The organism is Gottfriedia acidiceleris (genome assembly GCF_002128425.1).
Taxonomy (GTDB): Bacteria; Bacillota; Bacilli; order Bacillales; family Bacillaceae_G; genus Gottfriedia; species Gottfriedia acidiceleris.
Window position 1 is genome coordinate 65,360 of the sequence record NZ_NESS01000012.1, and the last position, 20,011, is coordinate 85,370.

Genomic DNA, 20,011 nt, shown 5'->3' on the forward strand with positions numbered 1-20,011 from the left:
TTGACGTAAAAATAATCTCAATTATTTCATCGTCAATTTTTTATTTCACTTTAAGAAAGTATAAATTGTCAGTGATGATTAGTACGCGGACGAGTAGCTAATTCTAGCAATAAAGTATAGCGCATTAAGTTTCTGACTTTGCCTAAAAGGCTAGTCAATCGAAGTTTTCTTTATTTTACATAATTAAGAATATACGGCAAGGAGAAGAGACATATGTTTTCACCAGTTTACAAAGTAAATGATGAGGGAGAAATTTATTTAAGTACGAAAAGTTTTTCAGTTTCATACGACCAATTTAAAGAGGATGAACAAGGAAACGCATATGTAATTGTAAAAAGTGCGGAAGAACCTCTAATTAGAGTAAAGCTACTTCTTCAAACTATAGGTAATGCGAAAACACCAGAATTAGAAGTGAAAAACAAATCTGGTTTAGGTCAGGTGGAAATAAGATTACTTCGAGTAAAAATTAAAAAATTTAAAAATGGATGGGGAGCAAAAATTGCTTTATCAAATGGAGAGGTGACGATTAAAGGAGATATTCCAAAACACGTCAAGATCCAAGTAGTTCGTAAAGTAAAGTTAGCATAAAAATTTATTTACTGTTAAAACAATTATTATTTTAATTTATAATTTAAAGCTTAATATTTATTTGGACTTATATATTTTAGATATTTAAGGGTGTCCTATAGTCATAGTGCTGTTCAGACGCCCTTTTTTTGTTTATTTTACAAGTTCTAGTTACACAAAAAAAGCCTCTTTAGATTGTTAATATCTTGAGGCTTTTCTTCATTTATATGGATGCTTTTTAGTCAATCCTATCTAACCAAATTCGATTTCTAACACTATAGGCAATCTATTTTAAGTAAAAGTTAAGGATTCTATTACATAATACAATTAACTAATATGAAGGAGTGGGGTTAGTGATGGATAATTTAGAATCAAATTTAGTAGAAAAAAACCAAAAAACGAATTTGAAAAATCGTACTACAAGTGGTTTTTCTCCTAAAGTCATCTCAATTTTACTAATCGTAAATTTAGTAATTGGAATTTTTACTTTAGTAGGTGTAGGCTATTTAGGCTATAAAAATAATAGCCGTACCGATATGATGAGAAACTTTCGTAACGGAGAAGGCTTTCCTCAAAATGGTGGCGGTGGCTATTTTAATCAACAACCATCATCAGGTAACAGCAATTAAGAACATCGTCTTGATCAAAAGTCAGGGTGAAAAATTTTTGCTATTTTGGAAAGACTTTATGATGTCATCCAAACTTTTTTTGATTGTGCATGAATAAATTACGATTGGTTCTATATAACCTAAAGCAGAAAACGAGAAAATCGTTAAATTTGTAATGCAGAAAGCACTTTATCTGTTTTAGTTTTTGGATTTATGAATATAAAAGAATTGTTGATAATTAAACAGATATTTTATTATAGTCTTTAATTTAATAATTTTATAAAATGTCTTGGTGGTATGATAGGAGTATGACTAGAGGGTATTGCTGTAAAAATATAGTTTAGTAAAACGATCGCATTTCTCTTTTAGTAGGTGGTATTTTCGGGATATTCCTTATGAAACAATTCAGCATTAAGTTATGAATAAAGGAAAAGGAGCGTTGCATATAGGGAACGCTTCTTTTTAGTACTTTAAGAATGGATAAATTGGCAGCGATAATCAGTCGACATAGCTACAAATTTTAGGAACAAGGAACGGCAATTGACGAGTTTTCTTTATTTATTGGAGGAGTTGTAATGAGGATTTTAGTTGTAGAAGATCATGAGCAAGTTTTAAATTCAATCGTTGAATTATTATCAAATGATTTTACAGTAGATAAAGCGTTAGAAGGGGAAGAAGGGTTTTTCTTAGCAATGCAAAATATATATGATGTGATTGTATTAGATGTCATGCTGCCTGAGAAAAATGGTTTTGAAATTGTAAAAGACTTAAGAAAAGAAGGTATACATACGCCAGTACTATTTCTAACTGCCAAAGATTCATTAGAAGATCGTGTTGAAGGATTAAACTTAGGTGCAGATGATTATTTAGTAAAACCATTTCAAGGTCCTGAGTTACTAGCAAGAATCTATGCATTACTTAGAAGAAGTGGTAAATTAACAATTGATAGTTCATTGAAGTATCAAGGAATCATTTTAAAAGGAAAAGAGCATCCTGTTGAAATAAATAATGAAACGATTCATTTAACTATCAAACAATATGAACTACTAGAATACTTTATTCAAAACCAAGGAAAGATTTTAATGAAAGAACAAATTTTTGATAGAATTTGGGGATTTGATTCGGATACGACCGTTGCAATCGTAGAAGTATATGTTCATCAACTCCGTAAAAAGCTAGAACCATTTAATTATGGTAGTATGATAAAGACTGTTAGAGGAATCGGTTATATTATGAAAGATGACTAGGTGAAGAGATGTTTAAGAAAACAAAAATTCGATTAACGATTATAAATTCAGTAGTATTTATCTTGCTAATTGGCATCCTTTCTTTAATTATATACACTTATACAAATAATCGTTTATATAAAGAAGTTGATCAATCACTTTTATGGAATATTAATCGTATACAAAATAGTGATAATCCAAATCGTTTACCAATTTCCAATCGAGATCCACGTGTTTTAATGATTATGTGGGATGAAAATAAAAAATTAGTAAATCCGATGCCAGGTATGAATGCTATCATTTTACAAGATGAACTTAAATATCCTACAAAAATAAACGAAATTTATAATGATACAATCGGTGATATGAATTATCGAACGATCTCCATTCAAGGTGCAACAAATCGAGGGAAAATTACACTACAAATATTACGTAATATCGATTCGGAAAAGGATTTAGTAGATACATTATTACTCATATTAATCGTTGGTTGGATTTTAGGAAGCGCATTAGCAGTTGTGGCGGGTTATGTTTTGGCTGGACGTGCGCTCGTACCAATTACAAATGCGTGGCAAAAGCAACAGGAGTTCGTATCTGATGCTTCTCATGAAATTCGAACGCCTTTAACCGTTATTCAATCACGGTTGGAATTATTGCTTAGAGAGCCAGGGGCAACAATTGAAGAAAAAGCACAAGATTTTTCAATTATGTTAAAAGAGAATAGGCGCCTTTCCAAACTAGTAGCAAGTCTATTAACATTAGCTAGATCAGATTCAGGACAAATACAATTAAATAAAAAAATATTTTCCTTAAATGAATTATTAGAAGAAATCGTTTCACACTTCACTGAAATCATTTCTTTTCAAAATAAAGAAATATTTTTGTCGATTAAAGATACGTATTTTTATTTTGGTGATCAAGAAAGAATCCACCAATTACTTGTGATTTTAATCGATAATGCAATCAAATTTACAAATGAAAATGACAAGATTCATATTAGCTGCGAACAAGTAAAAAATAATTTTCTTATAAAGGTTATTGATAGTGGGGTAGGTATAAAAGAAGAAAATCTTCCTCGAATATTTGACCGTTTCTTCCAGGAAGATGTCTCACGTACATCTAAAAATGGAATTGGACTTGGATTATCAATTGCAAAATGGATTGTTGAAGAACATGGTGGGAAAATCAAAGTTCAAAGTAAAAAAGGAGAAGGCACAAACTTTGAAATTACTTTACCGATACTATCATCTTCAAAAAATGGCTAAATTTGAATACATTGTATCGAATTAAGGAAGTATTTTAGATATTTCCCTTAAAAATAAGCTATATTTCCGACATTATTTCCTAAGAAATAACGATAAACTACAATAAATAATAATCAAAGCCAACTGTACGGAAAGTTATAATGGAAATGAGAAAATCTACTGAATTAAGTAGATTTTTTTTATTAGAAGAAAAATGAAGGATATTCGATACAGTACTTTTAATATGAAAGGAATCATTGATTATTGATTAGAATATGTATTTAAAAGATTAAATGTATTATTCCCGAGTTTTTTATACAGGCTGGAAAAAAGCAGTTAATGCAGCTTTAACGTTTAAATAAGTTAAACACCGAAATTCTAGGACCTTTCTACATACAGTTGTAATTGTAGCGGTCCTTTTTAATTTTAGATTGATTTCTTTTTATGGGGGCTTTTACAAAACAACTAGAAAAATTGTTGAAGTGAGGTTTTACAATGGAAGAACAATTTTCGAGTTTAAATAGAAAAAAGATTAAGAACACATTAGCTGAAAAAGAGTTCGATTTATTAGTAATTGGTGGAGGAATTACAGGTTGTGGTATTGCACTTGATGCAACTACTAGAGGAATGAGTACTGCCCTAGTTGAGATGCAGGATTTTGCATCGGGCACATCTAGTCGTTCCACTAAACTAGTCCATGGTGGTTTAAGATATTTAAAACAGTATGAATTTAAAATGGTAGCAGAGGTTGGGAAAGAACGTGGAATTGTTTATGAAAATGGTCCACATGTGACCACCCCTGAAAGGATGTTACTTCCCATATATAAGGGGGGAACTTTTGGTAAATTTACTACTTCTATTGGGCTTAGATTATATGATTACTTAGCTGGTGTAAAAAAAAATGAGCGCAGAAAAATTTTAAATCAAAAAGAAACGATAGAAAAGGAGCCATTAGTTAAACGAGAAGGACTTAAAGCTGGAGGATATTACGTTGAATATCGAACGGATGATGCCCGCCTTACAATTGAAGTTATAAAAAAAGCAGTTGAACATGGCGCTCAGGCACTCAATTATGTAAAAGTGACAGATTTCAAATATGAAAATAGTAGAATAGTAGGCGCCAAAGTAATCGATTTAATAACGAAAGTACCTTTTACAATTCGTGCAAAGAAAGTCGTTAATGCAACAGGACCATGGGTTGATCAGCTTAGGGAAATGGAACGCTTAGAAAGCGATAAAAATCTTAGACTAACGAAAGGAGTTCATTTAGTTATTGATCATAAGAAGTTTCCTTTAAATCAATCTGTCTATTTTGATACGGTAGACGGTAGGATGGTCTTTGCAATTCCAAGAGAAGGAAAGACTTATGTTGGTACTACAGATACATTTTTTGATCGAGATACCGCTAATCCAAAAGTAAGTAATGAAGATAGGGAATATATACTAAATTGTATTAAGTATATGTTTCCAACAATAAAACTGGAAGATACTGACGTTGAATCAAGCTGGGCTGGCATTCGTCCATTAATTTTTGAAGAAGGTAAGGATCCTTCAGAAATTTCAAGAAAGGATGAGATTTGGGAATCATCCTCTGGGTTAATTTCGATTGCTGGGGGAAAATTAACAGGATATCGTAAAATGGCCGAGACAACTGTAGACTTTATCTCAAAAGATAATGAAAATCGATTTAAGGAATGTCAGACTAAAAATTTACCAATTTCAGGTGGAGATGTTGGAGGCTCAAAAGGTTTTAATTATTTTAAAAAACGATTTTCATCTGCTGCTATCGCAATTGGATTATGTGAAGCGGAGTATAAAAAATTAAGTAGAGTATATGGATCGAATATAGAGCATTTAATGAATATTGCATTTAGTGATATAAAGAATGATACAAATCTACCTCTATCATTATTTTTACAACTAGAATATGGAATTCAAAACGAAATGATTGTAAAACCAGTAGACTTTTTTATTAGGAGAACTGGATTTTTATATTTTCAAATTGATCTAGTTAACGAGTACAAAGATGAAGTGATTCGTTATATGGCAAATAGATTAAGTTGGAGCAAATACCAAATCGTAGAATACTGTTTGGAATTGGAAGAGCAAATAAAAAATGCAGTTACTGCATATGATGAATGACGTTAAAAAATATTATGTTTCGAAGTTAAGAAAACCCAGACTGTTTGAAAGCAAGAGTTCATCTACAGCCTGGGTATTTTTATTTTCTAGAAACGAATTTATTATCAGTAATCCAAAATCTCCAAGGATAGTCTCTTGCTTCGCCGGTATTTTCAATACCGATTCTTGGTCCACTACTAATATGTTCTGGTTTAATTCCCTCCTTGATATAAACAGGCGGTAGCCAAATAGGTTTTCCATAGGACTCCATCGTAATATTCAGTGCTTTTGTAAGCTTTCCCGGTCCACTTGTTAAATTAGAGATCGGTTGATTTTTTCGAAATTCGATCATTTTTTCAATCCCATTCAAAGGTTCTAGTGCTCTAATTAATACTGCTTGTGGTAAGCCGACTTCTTCACAAACTACATTAATTAAAGTATGGGTATGCATTTGGTAAGTGTAGATGTAACCTGCCTCATGAAACATTACTTCCGTTCGTTTCGTACGTCGGTTTTGAAAACTATGTGCAGCTCGGTCTTCTGGGCCCATATATGCCTCGGTCTCTACGATTATTCCAGAAAGTTCCATTTCATCAGTACGATGAACTAATATACAGCCTAAAAGCTCCTTTGCTACTTGTATAGATGGTTTTAAAAAGAAATCTTGTTTTAATGTCGATTCCATAAAAAACTCCTTGAAATTTGTTTGATAAAAGAGAAAATGTAGTCACCGTTATAAGATTATTTACCTATTCCTAATTAAGGAATTGTTGATTAAATGCTCGTATTCTTTTTTGTTTAAGTTTTCCCAAAAAATGAGTTTGTCATTTAGTCACTTTTGGTATTGTTGGTATTGGTTGATTCCCATTATAGACTTTTCTGAGTAAATTCTTTTCATTTCGTCATTTTGCATTTATACTTACTCACTCGAAACCTTTATGACTATGTATCAACACAAAAAAACCTTATCAAAAGACGAGGTTTTTTCGTACATTAAAAGAGTATAAATTTGTAGCGATGAATGGGGCTCGAGTAGTTGCAAATTTTAGGAATTAAGCATAAGTGAAACTACGCATCTGTCTTCTCTTAAAGCTCACCAATCGGCGAGTTTTCTTTATCGTGGTTTTTATGAACAAAATGGTTTTAATGGACTTTACGTCTTTAACGTTCATAAAAACTTTTTTCAGAATTATTAAACTATAATACTTGTATTAGAAAGCGTTTCCAAAAAGGGGAGGAACTAAAAGTGAAATTTAAAAAGACTAGTTTATTCGTAATGACTTCTTTAATTGCTGTAAGTCTCGCAGCATGTAAAAGTAGTAGTGAAACAACGGGAAGCAATAACTCATCTTATCCTAATAAGGCAATTTCGGTTGTAGCACCATCAGGAGCAGGTGGAGGATGGGATTTAACGGCAAGATCTTTTACGAAAGTATTAAGTGAAACAAAACTTGTTAAAGAACCAATGACAGTAGAAAATAAGCCGGGTGGTGGCGGTACAGTATTTATGGCCGAGTATGCCACACAAGATAAAGCTAATAATGAAAAATTATTTGTAAATTCACCACCAATCATTATTAACAATTTGAAGAAAGAGGGGAATAGCCCTTACGGCTATAAAAATAGTACACCGTTAGCACAACTTACAAAGGATTATGGTGCAATTGTTGTAAAGACTGATTCTAAATATAAAGATTTAAAGTCACTTTTAGATGACATTAAAAAAAATCCAAAGAATATTACTTTAGCTGGCGGATCTGCACCAGGGTCAATGGATCATTTAATTGGAATATTACCAGCTTATAAATACGGTATTGATCCTACGAAAATTAAGTATGTTTCCTATGATGGTGGTTCTGAGGCAATAACAGCACTATTAGGTAATAATGCAGATGTCATTTCGACTGATGTCTCTAGTACACTTGAGTTTGTTAAATCAGGTAAAGTTAAAGTTTTAGCTGTAACATCACCTGAACGTTTACAAGGAGATGTATTATCTGAGTTTCCAACAGCGAAAGAGCAAGGAATAGATGCTGAGTTTATCATTTGGCGTGGGGTTTTTGGACCAGAGAAAATGTCTAAGGATGCATACTCATATTGGGAAAAAACAATTTCAAAATTAGTTGAGACAAATGAATGGAAAGAAGAAGTGGAAAAGCAAGGCTGGCAGCCAGAATATAAAGATGGTAAAGAATTTGATTCGTTCTTATCAGAACAAGAAACACAAGTTCAAGATTTATTAAAAGCATTAGGTATGAATAAATAGTTGAAATAAAGAAGGGGGAAACACTCCCTCTTTTCCATTACTGAACATAAAGAGGTGAGATACATGAATAAAAAATTTGATCGATTAGCAGCTATCATTTTTCTTATTACAGGTATTACTTTTATTATAGAAAGCCGGAGTATAGCAGGCACTGCTTATGGAAGTGTAGTTGGCCCGAACGTTTTTCCATTTATACTTGGTTGTGCGCTGTCCCTATTAAGCTGTAGGTTATTTTACGAAACATTTTCTTATAAGGGAAAAGAAAAGGAAGCAGTTCAATATAATTATAAGCAATTTTTTATCATCCTAGCTTCTGCTATTCTTTATGCACTTTTACTTGAGAAAATCGGTTTTATTATTAGTTCGTTTTTATTCCTGATTGTTTCGATTCAAACAATGGAGCGTGGAAACTGGATAAAATCACTATCGATTTCATTAGGTTATTCACTCATTATTTATTTTATATTTGTCGATGTTTTAAAAGGTACTTTACCTGTTTGGTCAATTTGGTTTTAAGAAGGGAGAGTTATTAACTTGAGTACTTTTCAATATTTAATGCAGGGATTTGAAACTGCATTTACATGGTATAACTTATTGTTTGCTTTTGCCGGAGTATTAATTGGTACAGCAGTAGGGGTATTACCTGGTATTGGGCCAATGAGTGGCGTCGCTTTATTAATACCTGTTACTGCTTCGGTAACTGGTTTTTTAGGACCTGAGCAAGCAGCGGGCAGTGCAATTATTTTATTAGCTGGTGTATATTATGGTGCTATGTATGGTGGTTCTACTACATCAATTTTATTAAATACTCCAGGAGAATCTTCCTCGGTAGTGACGACTTTAGATGGCTATCAAATGGCTAAAAAAGGTAGAGCAGGAAGTGCTTTATCAATTGCTGCGATTGGTTCATTTGTAGCAGGAATTTTCACTCTTATTGCACTGATCGTATTAGCAAAACCATTATCAGCATTAGCCATTAAGTTCGGTCCAGCTGAATATTTTTCTTTAATGCTTCTTGGATTATGTGCTGTAAGTGGACTTGCAGGAAAGTCCGTAACAAAAGCATTAATTATGACGATCTTCGGTTTACTACTGGCTACAATTGGAATTGATTCCGTATCAGGAGTTTCTCGATTTACATATGACATTCCATGGCTTTACCAAGGGTTAGAATTTTTAACAATAGCAGTAGGACTATTTGCTCTAGGGGAAGTATTTAAAACAATTATTGAAAATGAAATAGAAGATGGCGAGATGGCAAAGATTAATAACTTATTACCATCTAAAGAAGAATTAAAGGAAAGTGCAGCACCAATCGCTAGGGGCTCAATATTAGGATTCTTCGTAGGTTTATTACCTGGAGCAGGTGCTATTTTAGCTTCGTTTTTTGCATATATATTAGAAAAGAAAATTAGTAAAACGCCAGAAAAGTTCGGAACAGGTACAATTGCCGGTGTTGCATCTCCTGAGTCAGCAAACAATGCAGCGTCAGGAGGAGCGATGATTCCTTTACTAACTTTAGGTATTCCAAGTTCAGGAACAACTGCAATCTTAATGGGTGCTTTGATGATGTATAATATACAGCCAGGGCCACTATTATTCGATGAACATCCTGACGTAGCATGGGGATTAATCGCAAGTATGTTTATAGGTAATGTAATGCTTATTATCTTAAACATGCCTTTAGTAAAAATATTTGCAAAGATTATTCAAACACCAAAGAAATACTTATTACCACTAATTGTAGCCATTTCAATCTTTGGTGTTTATGCCGTACAAGTATCTGTAAATGATTTACTTCTATTAATAGCATGTGGTATTTTCGGATATTTCCTTTCAAAAAATGATTTCCCAATCGCTCCATTAGTATTAGGAATCGTTTTAGGTCCAATGATTGAGAATAATTTAAGAAGAGCTTTAACTGTATCAAATGGTGAATATAGTATTTTCTTTACTCATCCTATTTCATTAGTATTTTTAATAATTGGTGTACTTTGGATCCTCATTCCAATTATTATTAAATTGAGAGGTAAAGAAGTAGTTATTAATGTAGAAGCTTAAAAATTCTAACAAAACTCCTTTTATAAAAGGAGTTTTTTGATTATTATAAAAATATAAGGGGAAATTTTATGCGTTTACATTATAAGTTGATCATCTTTATTTCTGTTCTCATTTTAGTTATAAGTAGTGTTTTTGAAATAGTATCTCAAGAAATGTTTCTAAAAAATCTTAAACATGAAAAGGGATTAAAGGCTTTAGCTATTTCTCAAACAGTGGCGAATATGCCAGAAGTTCGTGAAGCATTTTCTAATGAAAATCCTTCGAGTATTATTCAACCAATCGTTGAAAAAATCCGGAAAAAAGTTGGTGCAGAATTTATCGTAGTAGGGAATAAAAATGAAGTACGTTATTCACACCCAAATCCGTTCTTAATTGGCCGGAAAATGGTCGGTGGAGATAATGATAAAGTATTTAAAGGGCAGGAAATTGTATCAGAATCAACTGGTACACTCGGCCCTTCTCTAAGAGGAAAAACTCCTATTTTTGATGATAATGGCAAAGTAATTGGAGTTGTTTCTGTAGGCTACTTAATAAAGGATATCGATCACGAGGCAAAAGCGTTTAGTAAAAAACTATTAAAAAATAGTATTGTCATTTTGTTACTTGGAATTGGAGCAGCTTTTTTAATTTCATTTAATATTAAAAAATCCATATTCGGATTGGAGCCGAAAGAAATTGGAAGGATGTACAAAGAAAAACACGCAATTTTAGAATCCATTCACGAGGGGATTATTGCGATTGATGAATATGGAGAGATTACAGTAGTAAATGAAAATGCTCATAAAGTACTTTCTATTCCTAACAATATAAAGCTTAGGGGTTTAAAAATAGAAGACATATTGCATAATTCGCATCTGAAGAAAGTAGTTGAAACTGGTAAGCCAATTTATGATTTAGAGTTTTTAATAAATGAAAAAGTAATGATTATTAATTGTATACCAATTATTGGTGTGAACTCTAAAATTGTCGGAGCAGTAACAACCTTCAGGGAAAAATCGGAATTGAATAAATTGTTAAATGAACTATCACAAATAAAAGCATATTCGGAAGGCCTTAGAGCACAGGCGCATGAATACTCGAATAAATTGCATACAATTTTAGGTTTAATACAGCTTGAATCATACCAAGAAGCGATTGAATTAATTTCAACGGAATCAAATATAACTCAAAATATTATCCATTTTATAATGGAGGAAATTTCGGACCCAGTCGTTGCAGGACTTCTATTAGGTAAAATAAGTTTAGCTAATGAGTTAAAAGTAGACTTTAACATTGATTATAATAGTAGTTTTGCAGATGTCCCAAAAGAAATAAATCGGGAAGACTTAATAACAATTATCGGAAATCTATTAAATAACGCGTTCGATGCAGTATTAGAAACAAATAAATCGGAAATGTTTGTTTCACTATTTCTTACTGACTTAGGTGAAGATTTAGTAATTGAAATTGAGGATAATGCAAACGGAATCCCTGAAGAATTAATAGATGAGATTTTTGAATACGGTGTTACTTCTAAGGAGCAATCTAAAAACTCAGGAATCGGACTTCACCTAGTTCAAAGATTACTCCATAAATTAAACGGACAAATTACTTTTCATTCAAACGAACATGGGGGAACTACATTTATTGTTGCCATTCCGAAACGCCAAAAGGAGAGTAACAGATACGATGAAAAAGAATTTTATAGAAGTGTTAATAGTTGAAGATGATAGTAGAATTGCAGAAATTCATCAGCGATTTATTGAAAGAATAGAAGGGTTTAGTGTAATTGGTATTGCGACAAATTACCAAGAAGCAGTTGATTTGATTGAAATTCTAAAACCGCAGCTAGTATTACTAGATGTTTATTTTCCGGATATGAATGGTTTAGATTTTTTACAATGGATGAAGAAACATTCAATTTTGGCAGATGTTATTATGATTACAGCATCCAAAGAAATCGATTCAGTTAATAAGGCTTTACATTATGGAGTATTTGATTTTATTATTAAGCCTGTCATTTTTGATCGTTTTAAAAGGTCTCTAATCCGTTATGCAAATTATTCAAATAAAGTGAAAAGCCTACAATCAAAAAGTGCTTATCTAACCCAGGAAGAAATAGATGGTTTAATCGGAAAAAATAATTCAGTGATTGAAGAGCAAAGTATATACCCTAAAGGAATTGATAAGCTTACTTTAGATAAAGTATTATTTGCGATAAACGAAGTTCATAACGGAATGACTGCGGAGAATATTGGGCTCGAAATTGGTGTTAGCCGCACTACTGCCCGGAGATATTTAGAATATCTAGTATCTGAAGGAAAAGTTTCAGCTGATTTAGCGTACGGAACAATCGGAAGGCCAGAAAGAGTTTATTTGATAAAAAGCTAAGTTATTTAGTAAAGTTTACCTAAAGACTATGACAAACCTAACATTTCTGTAACAGGAATTGAGAAAATTAATAATAAGAGAACGATCTAAACGCTTGGTATACAAGCGTTTTCTTATGTTTTTTACAAGTTTGTGACATTATCAGTTTACTAGAGTATCGTTTGTGAAAGCGTTGAAAACCTTACATTTGTTCTATAAAATATACTTTGCAACAATTACGGAGGGATAGTTATGAAAATTCGTTTATTAACTAAAGAAGATGCCGAAATCTATCTTAATATTCGTTTAGAAGGTTTAAAAGAGAATCCTGAAGTTTTTAGTACGACTATGGATGAAATACTTGATCAAGATGACCCTATTGAATACAAAGCAGAAATATTAGATAAAGATAAAAATTATACAATCGGTGCATTTACTGACAAAGGTGAGTTAATTGGAGTAGCAACTTTAAAAACATTTGAAAAGGTTAAAGCAGAACATAAAGGGAAAATCGAGTCTGTCTATGTTTCTACTAGAGCTCGGAAAATGGGGGCAGGCTATCTTTTAATCGAAGAGGCAATCCACTTAGCAAAAAGTTTAGGACTTGAACAACTTACATTAAATATCGTAGAAGGAAATGAAACAGCAAAAAAACTATATGAAAAACTAGGATTCAAAACATTCGCAAAAACCCCTAATAGTTTAAAATTTAACAATGAATATTGGGACCAAGAGCATATGATGCTTACGCTAAGTGCAGGTAAGGCTGAAGATGCAGGGAAAGCGGGATAAGCAGGTAGTGTAGGTAAGGTAATTCTTATAAAGTTTTCCTTACTTCCGATATTAACAAAAAGGTTTACCTAAATTGTCATCTGACAATAAAGGTAAACCTTTTTATTATTTATTATTTAATAAAAGTCTTTTCAACGTCATCTAACATTAAGTAAGCAGCTTTGATTCCACCCGCAGTGTTCCAAATTGTGTCACTTACTTTCATTACATGTCCATTTTTAGAAGCATTTAATTTTTTGAATAATGGATCCTCTGTAAATTCTTTTTCAAGCTTAGATCCAGACTCTTTACCGTCATCAAATGTAAAGTAGAATAGGTAATCTCCATCCATTGCTGGAATACGTTCTTTTGTTACGCCTCTTTCTGCAAAATCAGGAGCATTTTGTTCCTCTGGACGTTGGAATCCTAATTGTTTAAGAATTACACCAGAGAATGTATCTTGGTGATAGATTCGCACATCAGCGCCCATAAAACGGACCATGGAAATTTTTTGATTTACTTTATCGCCTAGTTCAGCTTTTAGATCATCAACACGTTTTGAATAATCAGCTAATACTTTATTGCCTTGTTCTTCTTTGTTTAAAACTTTTGCATAAAATTTGAAATTCTCTTGCCAGTCACCGCGTAATGTTTCAGCGAAAACTGTTGGTGCAATTGCACTTAATTGCTCATACACTTTTTCTTGACGCATTTTATTACCAATGATTAAATCTGGTTTTAAACCAGCGATTTTCTCAAGGTTAACTTCACTTTCCAAACCTACAACTTCAACGCCATCCATATCTTTAGCAATATGGTCATACCAAGGATTTCCTGTCCAAGATTGAACAGCCCCTACTGGTTTCACACCTAATGCTAATAAAGCTTCAGTACCTTCATTTGTTAAAATAACAACTCTTTTTGGATTAGTAGGAACTTTTGTCGTCCCCATTGCGTGCTCAATCGTAATTGTATTTGCTTTTTTACTTTCTTTACCAGAAGCTTCATCTGATTTTTTAGTGCCACAAGCACCTAATACCATAATTGCTGCAATGAATAGAGCAATTATAGAAGAAAATTTTAGTTTTTTCATAGAATGGTCTCCCTTTTTAGTTGATAATGATTATCATTTCTCTCGACAAGTAGTATTATAGATTAAGATTTAATTAGAAGTCAACAAGAAATTGAAAATCATTCTCATTGACTTGATAATTCATATCATTTAGACTGAAAGAAGAGAATAGAATAGTAGGAGAAATAAAATGCTTATTCATCCAAGATCAAGAATTATGGTATTAATAGCTTGTATGTTATTATTAGTAATTTGTTTTTTTTCTAGCATTTTACTAGGGTATACGGATACTAGTTTTACAAGTTTAATTCATTCATTTACACAATTTAATGGATCTAATGAACATTTAATCATTCAAAATGTTCGGATTCCAAGGGCGATCATTGCTTCAATAGTAGGTGCAAGTTTAGCCATCGCTGGTTTGTTTATGCAAGTTTTAACTAAAAATCCTTTAGCATCACCAAGCGTTCTTGGAATTAACGCAGGTGCTTCGATGTTAATTGTACTAAGTATTACATTTTTCCATTTACAGTCGCCTAATGCGACTATATGGCTTTCATTTATAGGCGCTACATTATCAGCGGTATTTGTATTTGGGTTAAGTTCAATAGGAAAAGACGGAGCAACACCTTTAAAAATCACTTTAGCTGGTGTTTCAATTGCAGCGATGTTTAGCTCAATTACTCAAGGCCTACTTGTAACAAATGAAGTAGCATTAGAGCAAGTACTATTTTGGCTAGCAGGTTCAGTTCAAGGTCGTTCACTTGATTCTTTACATATGGTACTACCATATATCGTAATAGCTTGGGTGATTGCACTTGCACTTGGTGGAAAGATTAACACATTCATGCTAGGGGAGGATGTATCTAAAGCTTTAGGTCAAAATACAGCTTTATTAAAAGTCACATTAGTCGTTTTAGTAATCATTCTAGCAGGTGGTGCAGTAAGTATAGCAGGACCAATTGGATTAGTTGGAATAATTGTCCCTCAAATAGTTAGAATGTTCGTTAAAAATGATTATCGCTGGATGATTCCATTTTGCGGTATTTTCGGGGCAATTTTACTTCTATTAGCTGATGTAGGATCTCGTTACATATTAATGCCAGAAGAAACTCCAGTTGGTATTATGACCGCAATTATTGGTGCTCCATTTTTTATTTATTTGGCAAGAAAAGGCGGTACAGTAAAATGAGCATGATCAAATTACGAAACAAGTACTTTTCATTACTATTTAATAAACGTTCATTTTACGTTTTAACAATTGCACTTCTCTTACTGATCAGTTCATTTATTGTGAGTTTAACACTAGGTGACCGTTACATCTCAATCCCAAAAGTATTATCTGTTATTTTAGGTGAAGGTGAAAAAATAGATGAATTATTTATTCAAGCATTTCGAATGCCTCGGATCATCGTTGCAATTTTTGCGGGCATTTCATTAGCGATCGCCGGAGCAATTCTACAAGGTTTAGTTAGAAATCCACTTGCTTCTCCAGATATACTAGGGATTACAGGTGGAGCAGGAGCTGCTGTTGTATTATTTTTAGCTATTTTTAGTAATGACCGTACGAATCAATTAACAGTCAGTATTAAATGGTTACCGTTAGCAGCATTTATCGGTGCCATCATTAGTTTACTATTTGTTTATGCTTTTGCTTATAAAGATGGTGAATTAAGACCGCTAAGATTAGTATTAGTTGGAGTAGGTTTCTCGGCATTGGCTCAGGCAACAACTTCATTCTTTATGATCATCGGACCGATTTTTAGAGCAACTGAAGCGAATATGTGGTTAACGGGGAGCGTATATGGAGCGAACTGGGAGCAGGTTAAAATCATTACAGTCTGGACTGTAGTTTTTATCGTGTTAGCTTTATCGTTTATTAGACATATTAATACGCAACAACTTGGAGATGACGTTTCAACAAGTTTAGGAGTTCAAGTAGAAAAAAATCGACTAATCTTGTTATTTATAAGTACAGCATTAGTAGCTGGTGCAGTTTCATTTGCAGGTGCAATCGCATTTGTTGGACTAATTGCACCTCATATTGCTCGGAGATTAGTTGGTGCTTCTTACGGTGCATTGATTCCGTTATCTGGAATAATCGGTGCGATCATGGTATTAGTGGCTGATACAATTGGAAGAACGGTTTTTAGTCCTATTCAAATACCTGCTGGTGTATTTACTGCCGTAATTGGTGCACCATATTTTATCTATTTATTATTTAAGACTGGAAAAAGGTGATAAGATGTCAACGAGCGCAATTGAAACAGAAAAATTAACGTTATCGTATGATGATCGTACAATTATAAACGAATTAAATTTTCAAGTTCCAAAAGGAAAAATTACAGTTTTAATTGGAGCAAATGGGTGCGGAAAATCAACATTACTTCGTTCACTTGCAAGATTACTTCAACCAAAAAGTGGAACAATCTTACTAGATGGAAAAGAAATAAGTAAGCGACCTACAAAGGAAATTGCACGTAACCTTTCAATCCTGCCTCAAAGTCCTGTTGCACCTGAAGGTTTAACAGTATTTCAATTAGTAAAACAAGGAAGATACCCATATCAAACTTGGTTAAAACAATGGTCAAAAGAAGATGAAGAAAAAGTAAATCATGCCTTAAAAATTACAAATATGTATGAATTAAAGGATCAATTAGTCGATTCTTTATCTGGCGGGCAACGTCAACGTGCTTGGATTGCAATGACATTGGCTCAAGACACAGATACAATTTTATTAGATGAACCAACAACATATTTGGATTTAACACATCAAATCGAGATTTTAGACTTACTTTACGAATTAAATGAAAAAGAACAGCGTACAATTGTTATGGTACTACATGATATAAATCTGGCATGTCGTTATGCACATAACGTTGTTGCGATTTCAAATGGTGAAGTTTACGCAGAAGGAGACCCAGAAAAAATCATTAATCAGAACTTAATCTGTGATGTTTTCTGTATGAACTGCGATATTGTGAAGGATCCATTATTCGGAACGCCACTTTGCATACCTCATGGCCGAGGAAGAAAAATAATTTAATTAATTTTAAAAAGGTGTCCTTCGATAGGGCACCTTTCATTTAGTAAGAGGTGAGATAATATGACGTTATCAATTAACAATATAAGTGTAGATATTCATGGCAGTTCGATCCTTAAAAACATTACTTTTCAAACTAAAAAAAGTGAAATTTTTTGCATAATTGGTACTTCAGGATCAGGAAAATCGACATTGCTTCGGACATTAAATCGATTACAGTCAATTAATAAGGGGGAAATTAAGTTAAATGGACAATCAATACACAAAATGACTCCTCAAAATTTAAGAAAAAGTGCTGTAATGATTCTACAAACTCCATCATTATTTGAAGGGACAGTGGAGGATAATATTTTGTTTGGAGTCAAATTAAACGGTAATTATGATATGACGGATTCCAAAACAGTCGAGAGATCTTTATTAGAAAAAGTAGGATTAGAGACGAAATTACTTGATCGTAGCGCATTAACACTTTCTATTGGTCAGCAGCAAAGAGTATCAATCGCTAGAGCAATAGCCATGAAACCAACTATTTTATTATGTGATGAAATTACTTCAGCATTGGATCCACAATCCACACTACATATTCAGGAGCTTCTAGTAACTTTAAAAAAAGAAGAAAATATGACGATTATTCTTGTCACACATAATATGGATCTAGTTCAACAAATTGCTGATCGGGTAGGGTTGCTTATTGATGGGCAATTAGTAGAAGTGAGTCCAGTTAATGAATTTTTTAATAATCCAAGCACAGAATTAGGGAAAAATTTTCTTTCTACAATTGCTTAAAGAGGTGAAATTATGGAAGGTAATTTGCATATTACAGGGGTATCTCTGACATTTTTATTAATTATTATTGCTATCGCATTATCCTATTATCAAAAGCTCGGTGTTGAAAAAGACATTGGCATTTCTTCAGTAAGGACAGTCATCCAATTAATGATAATGGGTTATGTACTTGAATACATACTGCAAATTGAGCATTTTTTAATTGTTATCATTATTTTATTTTGTATGATATTATTCGGTGCTCATACTTCGAGTAAAAGGTCACAACAAATTGAAGGAGCATTTTTTATATCTTTTATTAGTATTCTTCTTGGTGTCATGATTTCTTTAGGAGTCGTGTTGATAGCAAACAAAATTGCATTGAAAGCTCAATATGTTATTCCAATTTCAAGTATGATTATTAGCACATCAATGAATGCAAATAGTTTAGCATTAACGAGACTTAGAGCTGAAATTCAAGCAAGTAAAAATCAAATTGAAGCTGCACTGTGCTTAGGTGCAACAACTAAACAAGCCTCAAATAATGTCATAAAAAATTCAATTAAAGCAGCCTTAATTCCATCAATTGATCGAGCTAAAACTGTAGGAATTGTCACTTTACCAGGCTCCATGACAGGAATGATCTTTGCTGGCATAAGTCCTTTATATGCGATTAAATATCAATTGCTAATTGAATGTATTTTAATTGGTGCAATTGCTATTAGTGTATTCTCCTCAACACTTCTATCCTATAGAAAATTCTTCACAAAAGACGACTCATTGAAATATGAAACGATAATAGAACAGGGATAAGTAAATTGGGAGAAGGGGGTAAGTAAAAACTTTTCCTTCTCCCTTTATCTATTATCCGATTACTCGTAATTGTACTTCCATGTTACCTTTAGTTGCTTTTGAATATGGGCATACGCCGTGGGCTGCTTTTACTAGTTCTACGGCTACTTCTGTTGGAACACCTTGTACTTTAACATCAAGTTGAGCAGCTAATTTGAATCCTCCATCAGTAGGGTCTTTACCGATTGTTATGTTTGCAGTTACTGATGTAGATTCTAGTTTAATTTTTTGCTGGCGAGCTACTAAATTTAATGCACTGTCAAAGCAAGCTGAATAGCCAGCGGCAAAAAGTTGTTCAGGATTTGTTGCTCCTCCAGGTCCGCCTAATTCCACTGGTGGTTTAAGTGATAAATTAATAAAATCATCTGATGAAATAACTCTTCCGTCACGTCCACCTGTTGCAGTTGCTGTAGCAGTATATAATTTTTCCATTACAATCTCTCCTTAAATAAACTATCTATTTTTAATTTTCATTTGCAGATTGAACTTTCTTTAATAATGCTTTTGTTTGATTTAATAAAGTTAAAAATTCTTCTTGAGTAGTATTACTTTCCTTGAAAAATTTCTCAGGTATACAGAGAGCTTTTTCTTTTAATTTAGTACCTTCTTCAGTTAGTGTAATAAATACTTTTCTCTCGTCACTTGAATTACGTTTACGTAAAATTAGTCCCGCAGTTTCCATTCGTTTTAGCATTGGTGTAAGAGTACCTGAGTCTAAAAAAAGAGTCTCCCCTAGTTCTTTAACAGTTTGTTGGTCTTTTTCCCAAAGTGAAAGCAATGCAAGATATTGCGGATAAGTAATACCAATCTCATCTAAGATAGGACGATATAATTTAGTAATTTCTCGTGAACATGCATAAATTGAAAAGCATAATTGATTTTCAAGCAAAAGCTGATTTTCTTTATTCATTCGATCAACATCCTTATATATTAGTTGTGCACAATTTAATATGACACAATCATAATTGATGAGAAATAGTTTTGCAAGCAATAATAACTATTATTTTTTACCAATTTTTTAATTTTGATTATTAATTGAGTAGGTTTGAAGTGGAAATCAGCTTAT

General features: G+C 32.7%; 20 protein-coding genes. 16 read left to right on the forward strand and 4 right to left on the reverse strand.

The features are described 5' to 3' along the window. Positions 1-213 precede the first annotated feature (213 nt). From B6K90_RS18280 to B6K90_RS18300, 5 genes are all read left to right on the forward strand, one after another. Positions 214-588 carry a hypothetical protein gene (locus B6K90_RS18280; protein WP_088014202.1) on the forward strand — a complete coding sequence of 125 codons (375 nt, stop codon included), beginning with the start codon at positions 214-216 and terminating at the stop codon, positions 586-588. A gap of 332 nt (positions 589-920) precedes the next feature. Continuing rightward, positions 921-1,196, forward strand: coding sequence for a hypothetical protein (locus B6K90_RS18285; protein ID WP_088014203.1), 276 nt, complete (start codon positions 921-923; stop codon positions 1,194-1,196). Between the two features lie 554 nt (positions 1,197-1,750). Then, entirely contained in the window at positions 1,751-2,422 is a 672-nt protein-coding gene (locus tag B6K90_RS18290; RefSeq protein WP_088014204.1) for a response regulator transcription factor, read from the forward strand. Between the two features lie 8 nt (positions 2,423-2,430). After that, positions 2,431-3,666: a sensor histidine kinase gene (locus B6K90_RS18295; protein WP_088014205.1), complete on the forward strand. Its 1,236-nt coding sequence runs from the start codon at positions 2,431-2,433 to the stop codon at positions 3,664-3,666. A 474-nt stretch (positions 3,667-4,140) separates the two neighbouring features. Then, entirely contained in the window at positions 4,141-5,787 is a 1,647-nt protein-coding gene (locus tag B6K90_RS18300; RefSeq protein WP_088014206.1) for a glycerol-3-phosphate dehydrogenase/oxidase, read from the forward strand. A gap of 79 nt (positions 5,788-5,866) precedes the next feature. Here B6K90_RS18300 and B6K90_RS18305 read toward each other — a convergent pair whose 3' ends face one another. Continuing rightward, the gene (locus B6K90_RS18305) at positions 5,867-6,451 is read right to left on the reverse strand and encodes a DNA-3-methyladenine glycosylase (RefSeq protein ID WP_088014207.1); all 585 of its coding nucleotides are present in this window, start codon (positions 6,449-6,451) and stop codon (positions 5,867-5,869) included. A gap of 561 nt (positions 6,452-7,012) precedes the next feature. Between B6K90_RS18305 and B6K90_RS18310 the strand changes: the two genes are divergently transcribed. From B6K90_RS18310 to B6K90_RS18335, 6 genes are all read left to right on the forward strand, one after another. Beyond that, positions 7,013-8,032, forward strand: a complete 1,020-nt coding sequence (locus B6K90_RS18310; RefSeq protein WP_407920540.1) for a Bug family tripartite tricarboxylate transporter substrate binding protein — start codon at positions 7,013-7,015, stop codon at positions 8,030-8,032. A gap of 63 nt (positions 8,033-8,095) precedes the next feature. After that, entirely contained in the window at positions 8,096-8,548 is a 453-nt protein-coding gene (locus B6K90_RS18315; protein ID WP_088014208.1) for a tripartite tricarboxylate transporter TctB family protein, read from the forward strand. 39 nt (positions 8,549-8,587) lie between these two features. Beyond that, complete coding sequence (locus tag B6K90_RS18320) at positions 8,588-10,093, forward strand: tripartite tricarboxylate transporter permease (protein WP_407920541.1); 1,506 nt, start codon at positions 8,588-8,590, stop codon at positions 10,091-10,093. Between the two features lie 68 nt (positions 10,094-10,161). Further along, complete coding sequence (locus B6K90_RS18325) at positions 10,162-11,796, forward strand: ATP-binding protein (RefSeq protein WP_170927389.1); 1,635 nt, start codon at positions 10,162-10,164, stop codon at positions 11,794-11,796. Further along, positions 11,762-12,463: a response regulator gene (locus B6K90_RS18330; RefSeq protein WP_088014210.1), complete on the forward strand. Its 702-nt coding sequence runs from the start codon at positions 11,762-11,764 to the stop codon at positions 12,461-12,463. The genes B6K90_RS18325 and B6K90_RS18330 overlap by 35 nt, the downstream gene beginning before the upstream one ends. A 231-nt stretch (positions 12,464-12,694) precedes the next feature. Then, positions 12,695-13,234 carry a GNAT family N-acetyltransferase gene (locus B6K90_RS18335; protein WP_088014211.1) on the forward strand — a complete coding sequence of 180 codons (540 nt, stop codon included), beginning with the start codon at positions 12,695-12,697 and terminating at the stop codon, positions 13,232-13,234. A gap of 112 nt (positions 13,235-13,346) precedes the next feature. Here the strand turns inward: B6K90_RS18335 and B6K90_RS18340 are convergent, their stop codons facing one another. Continuing rightward, positions 13,347-14,306 (reverse strand): ABC transporter substrate-binding protein, encoded by a 960-nt coding sequence (locus B6K90_RS18340; RefSeq protein ID WP_088014212.1) that lies wholly within the window; start codon positions 14,304-14,306, stop codon positions 13,347-13,349. 169 nt (positions 14,307-14,475) lie between these two features. Between B6K90_RS18340 and B6K90_RS18345 the strand changes: the two genes are divergently transcribed. Genes B6K90_RS18345 through B6K90_RS18365 form a run of 5 tightly spaced genes read left to right on the forward strand, consistent with a single transcriptional unit; the run spans position 14,476 to position 18,906 of the window. Beyond that, positions 14,476-15,477, forward strand: a complete 1,002-nt coding sequence (locus B6K90_RS18345; protein WP_088014213.1) for a FecCD family ABC transporter permease — start codon at positions 14,476-14,478, stop codon at positions 15,475-15,477. Continuing rightward, positions 15,474-16,526, forward strand: a complete 1,053-nt coding sequence (locus B6K90_RS18350; protein ID WP_088014214.1) for a FecCD family ABC transporter permease — start codon at positions 15,474-15,476, stop codon at positions 16,524-16,526. The genes B6K90_RS18345 and B6K90_RS18350 overlap by 4 nt, the downstream gene beginning before the upstream one ends. A gap of 4 nt (positions 16,527-16,530) precedes the next feature. Beyond that, on the forward strand, positions 16,531-17,331 hold the full coding sequence (locus B6K90_RS18355; RefSeq protein ID WP_088014215.1) for an ABC transporter ATP-binding protein: 801 nt from the start codon (positions 16,531-16,533) through the stop codon (positions 17,329-17,331). 60 nt (positions 17,332-17,391) lie between these two features. Further along, positions 17,392-18,114 carry a phosphate ABC transporter ATP-binding protein gene (locus B6K90_RS18360; protein WP_088014216.1) on the forward strand — a complete coding sequence of 241 codons (723 nt, stop codon included), beginning with the start codon at positions 17,392-17,394 and terminating at the stop codon, positions 18,112-18,114. Between the two features lie 12 nt (positions 18,115-18,126). Then, the gene (locus B6K90_RS18365; RefSeq protein WP_088014217.1) at positions 18,127-18,906 is read left to right on the forward strand and encodes an ABC transporter permease; all 780 of its coding nucleotides are present in this window, start codon (positions 18,127-18,129) and stop codon (positions 18,904-18,906) included. A gap of 51 nt (positions 18,907-18,957) precedes the next feature. Here the strand turns inward: B6K90_RS18365 and B6K90_RS18370 are convergent, their stop codons facing one another. Next, positions 18,958-19,377 (reverse strand): organic hydroperoxide resistance protein, encoded by a 420-nt coding sequence (locus B6K90_RS18370; RefSeq protein WP_088014218.1) that lies wholly within the window; start codon positions 19,375-19,377, stop codon positions 18,958-18,960. A 31-nt stretch (positions 19,378-19,408) separates the two neighbouring features. Further along, a complete protein-coding gene (locus B6K90_RS18375) occupies positions 19,409-19,855 on the reverse strand; it encodes a MarR family winged helix-turn-helix transcriptional regulator (RefSeq protein ID WP_088014219.1) in 447 nt (148 codons plus the stop codon). Between the last annotated feature and the right edge of the window lie 156 nt (positions 19,856-20,011).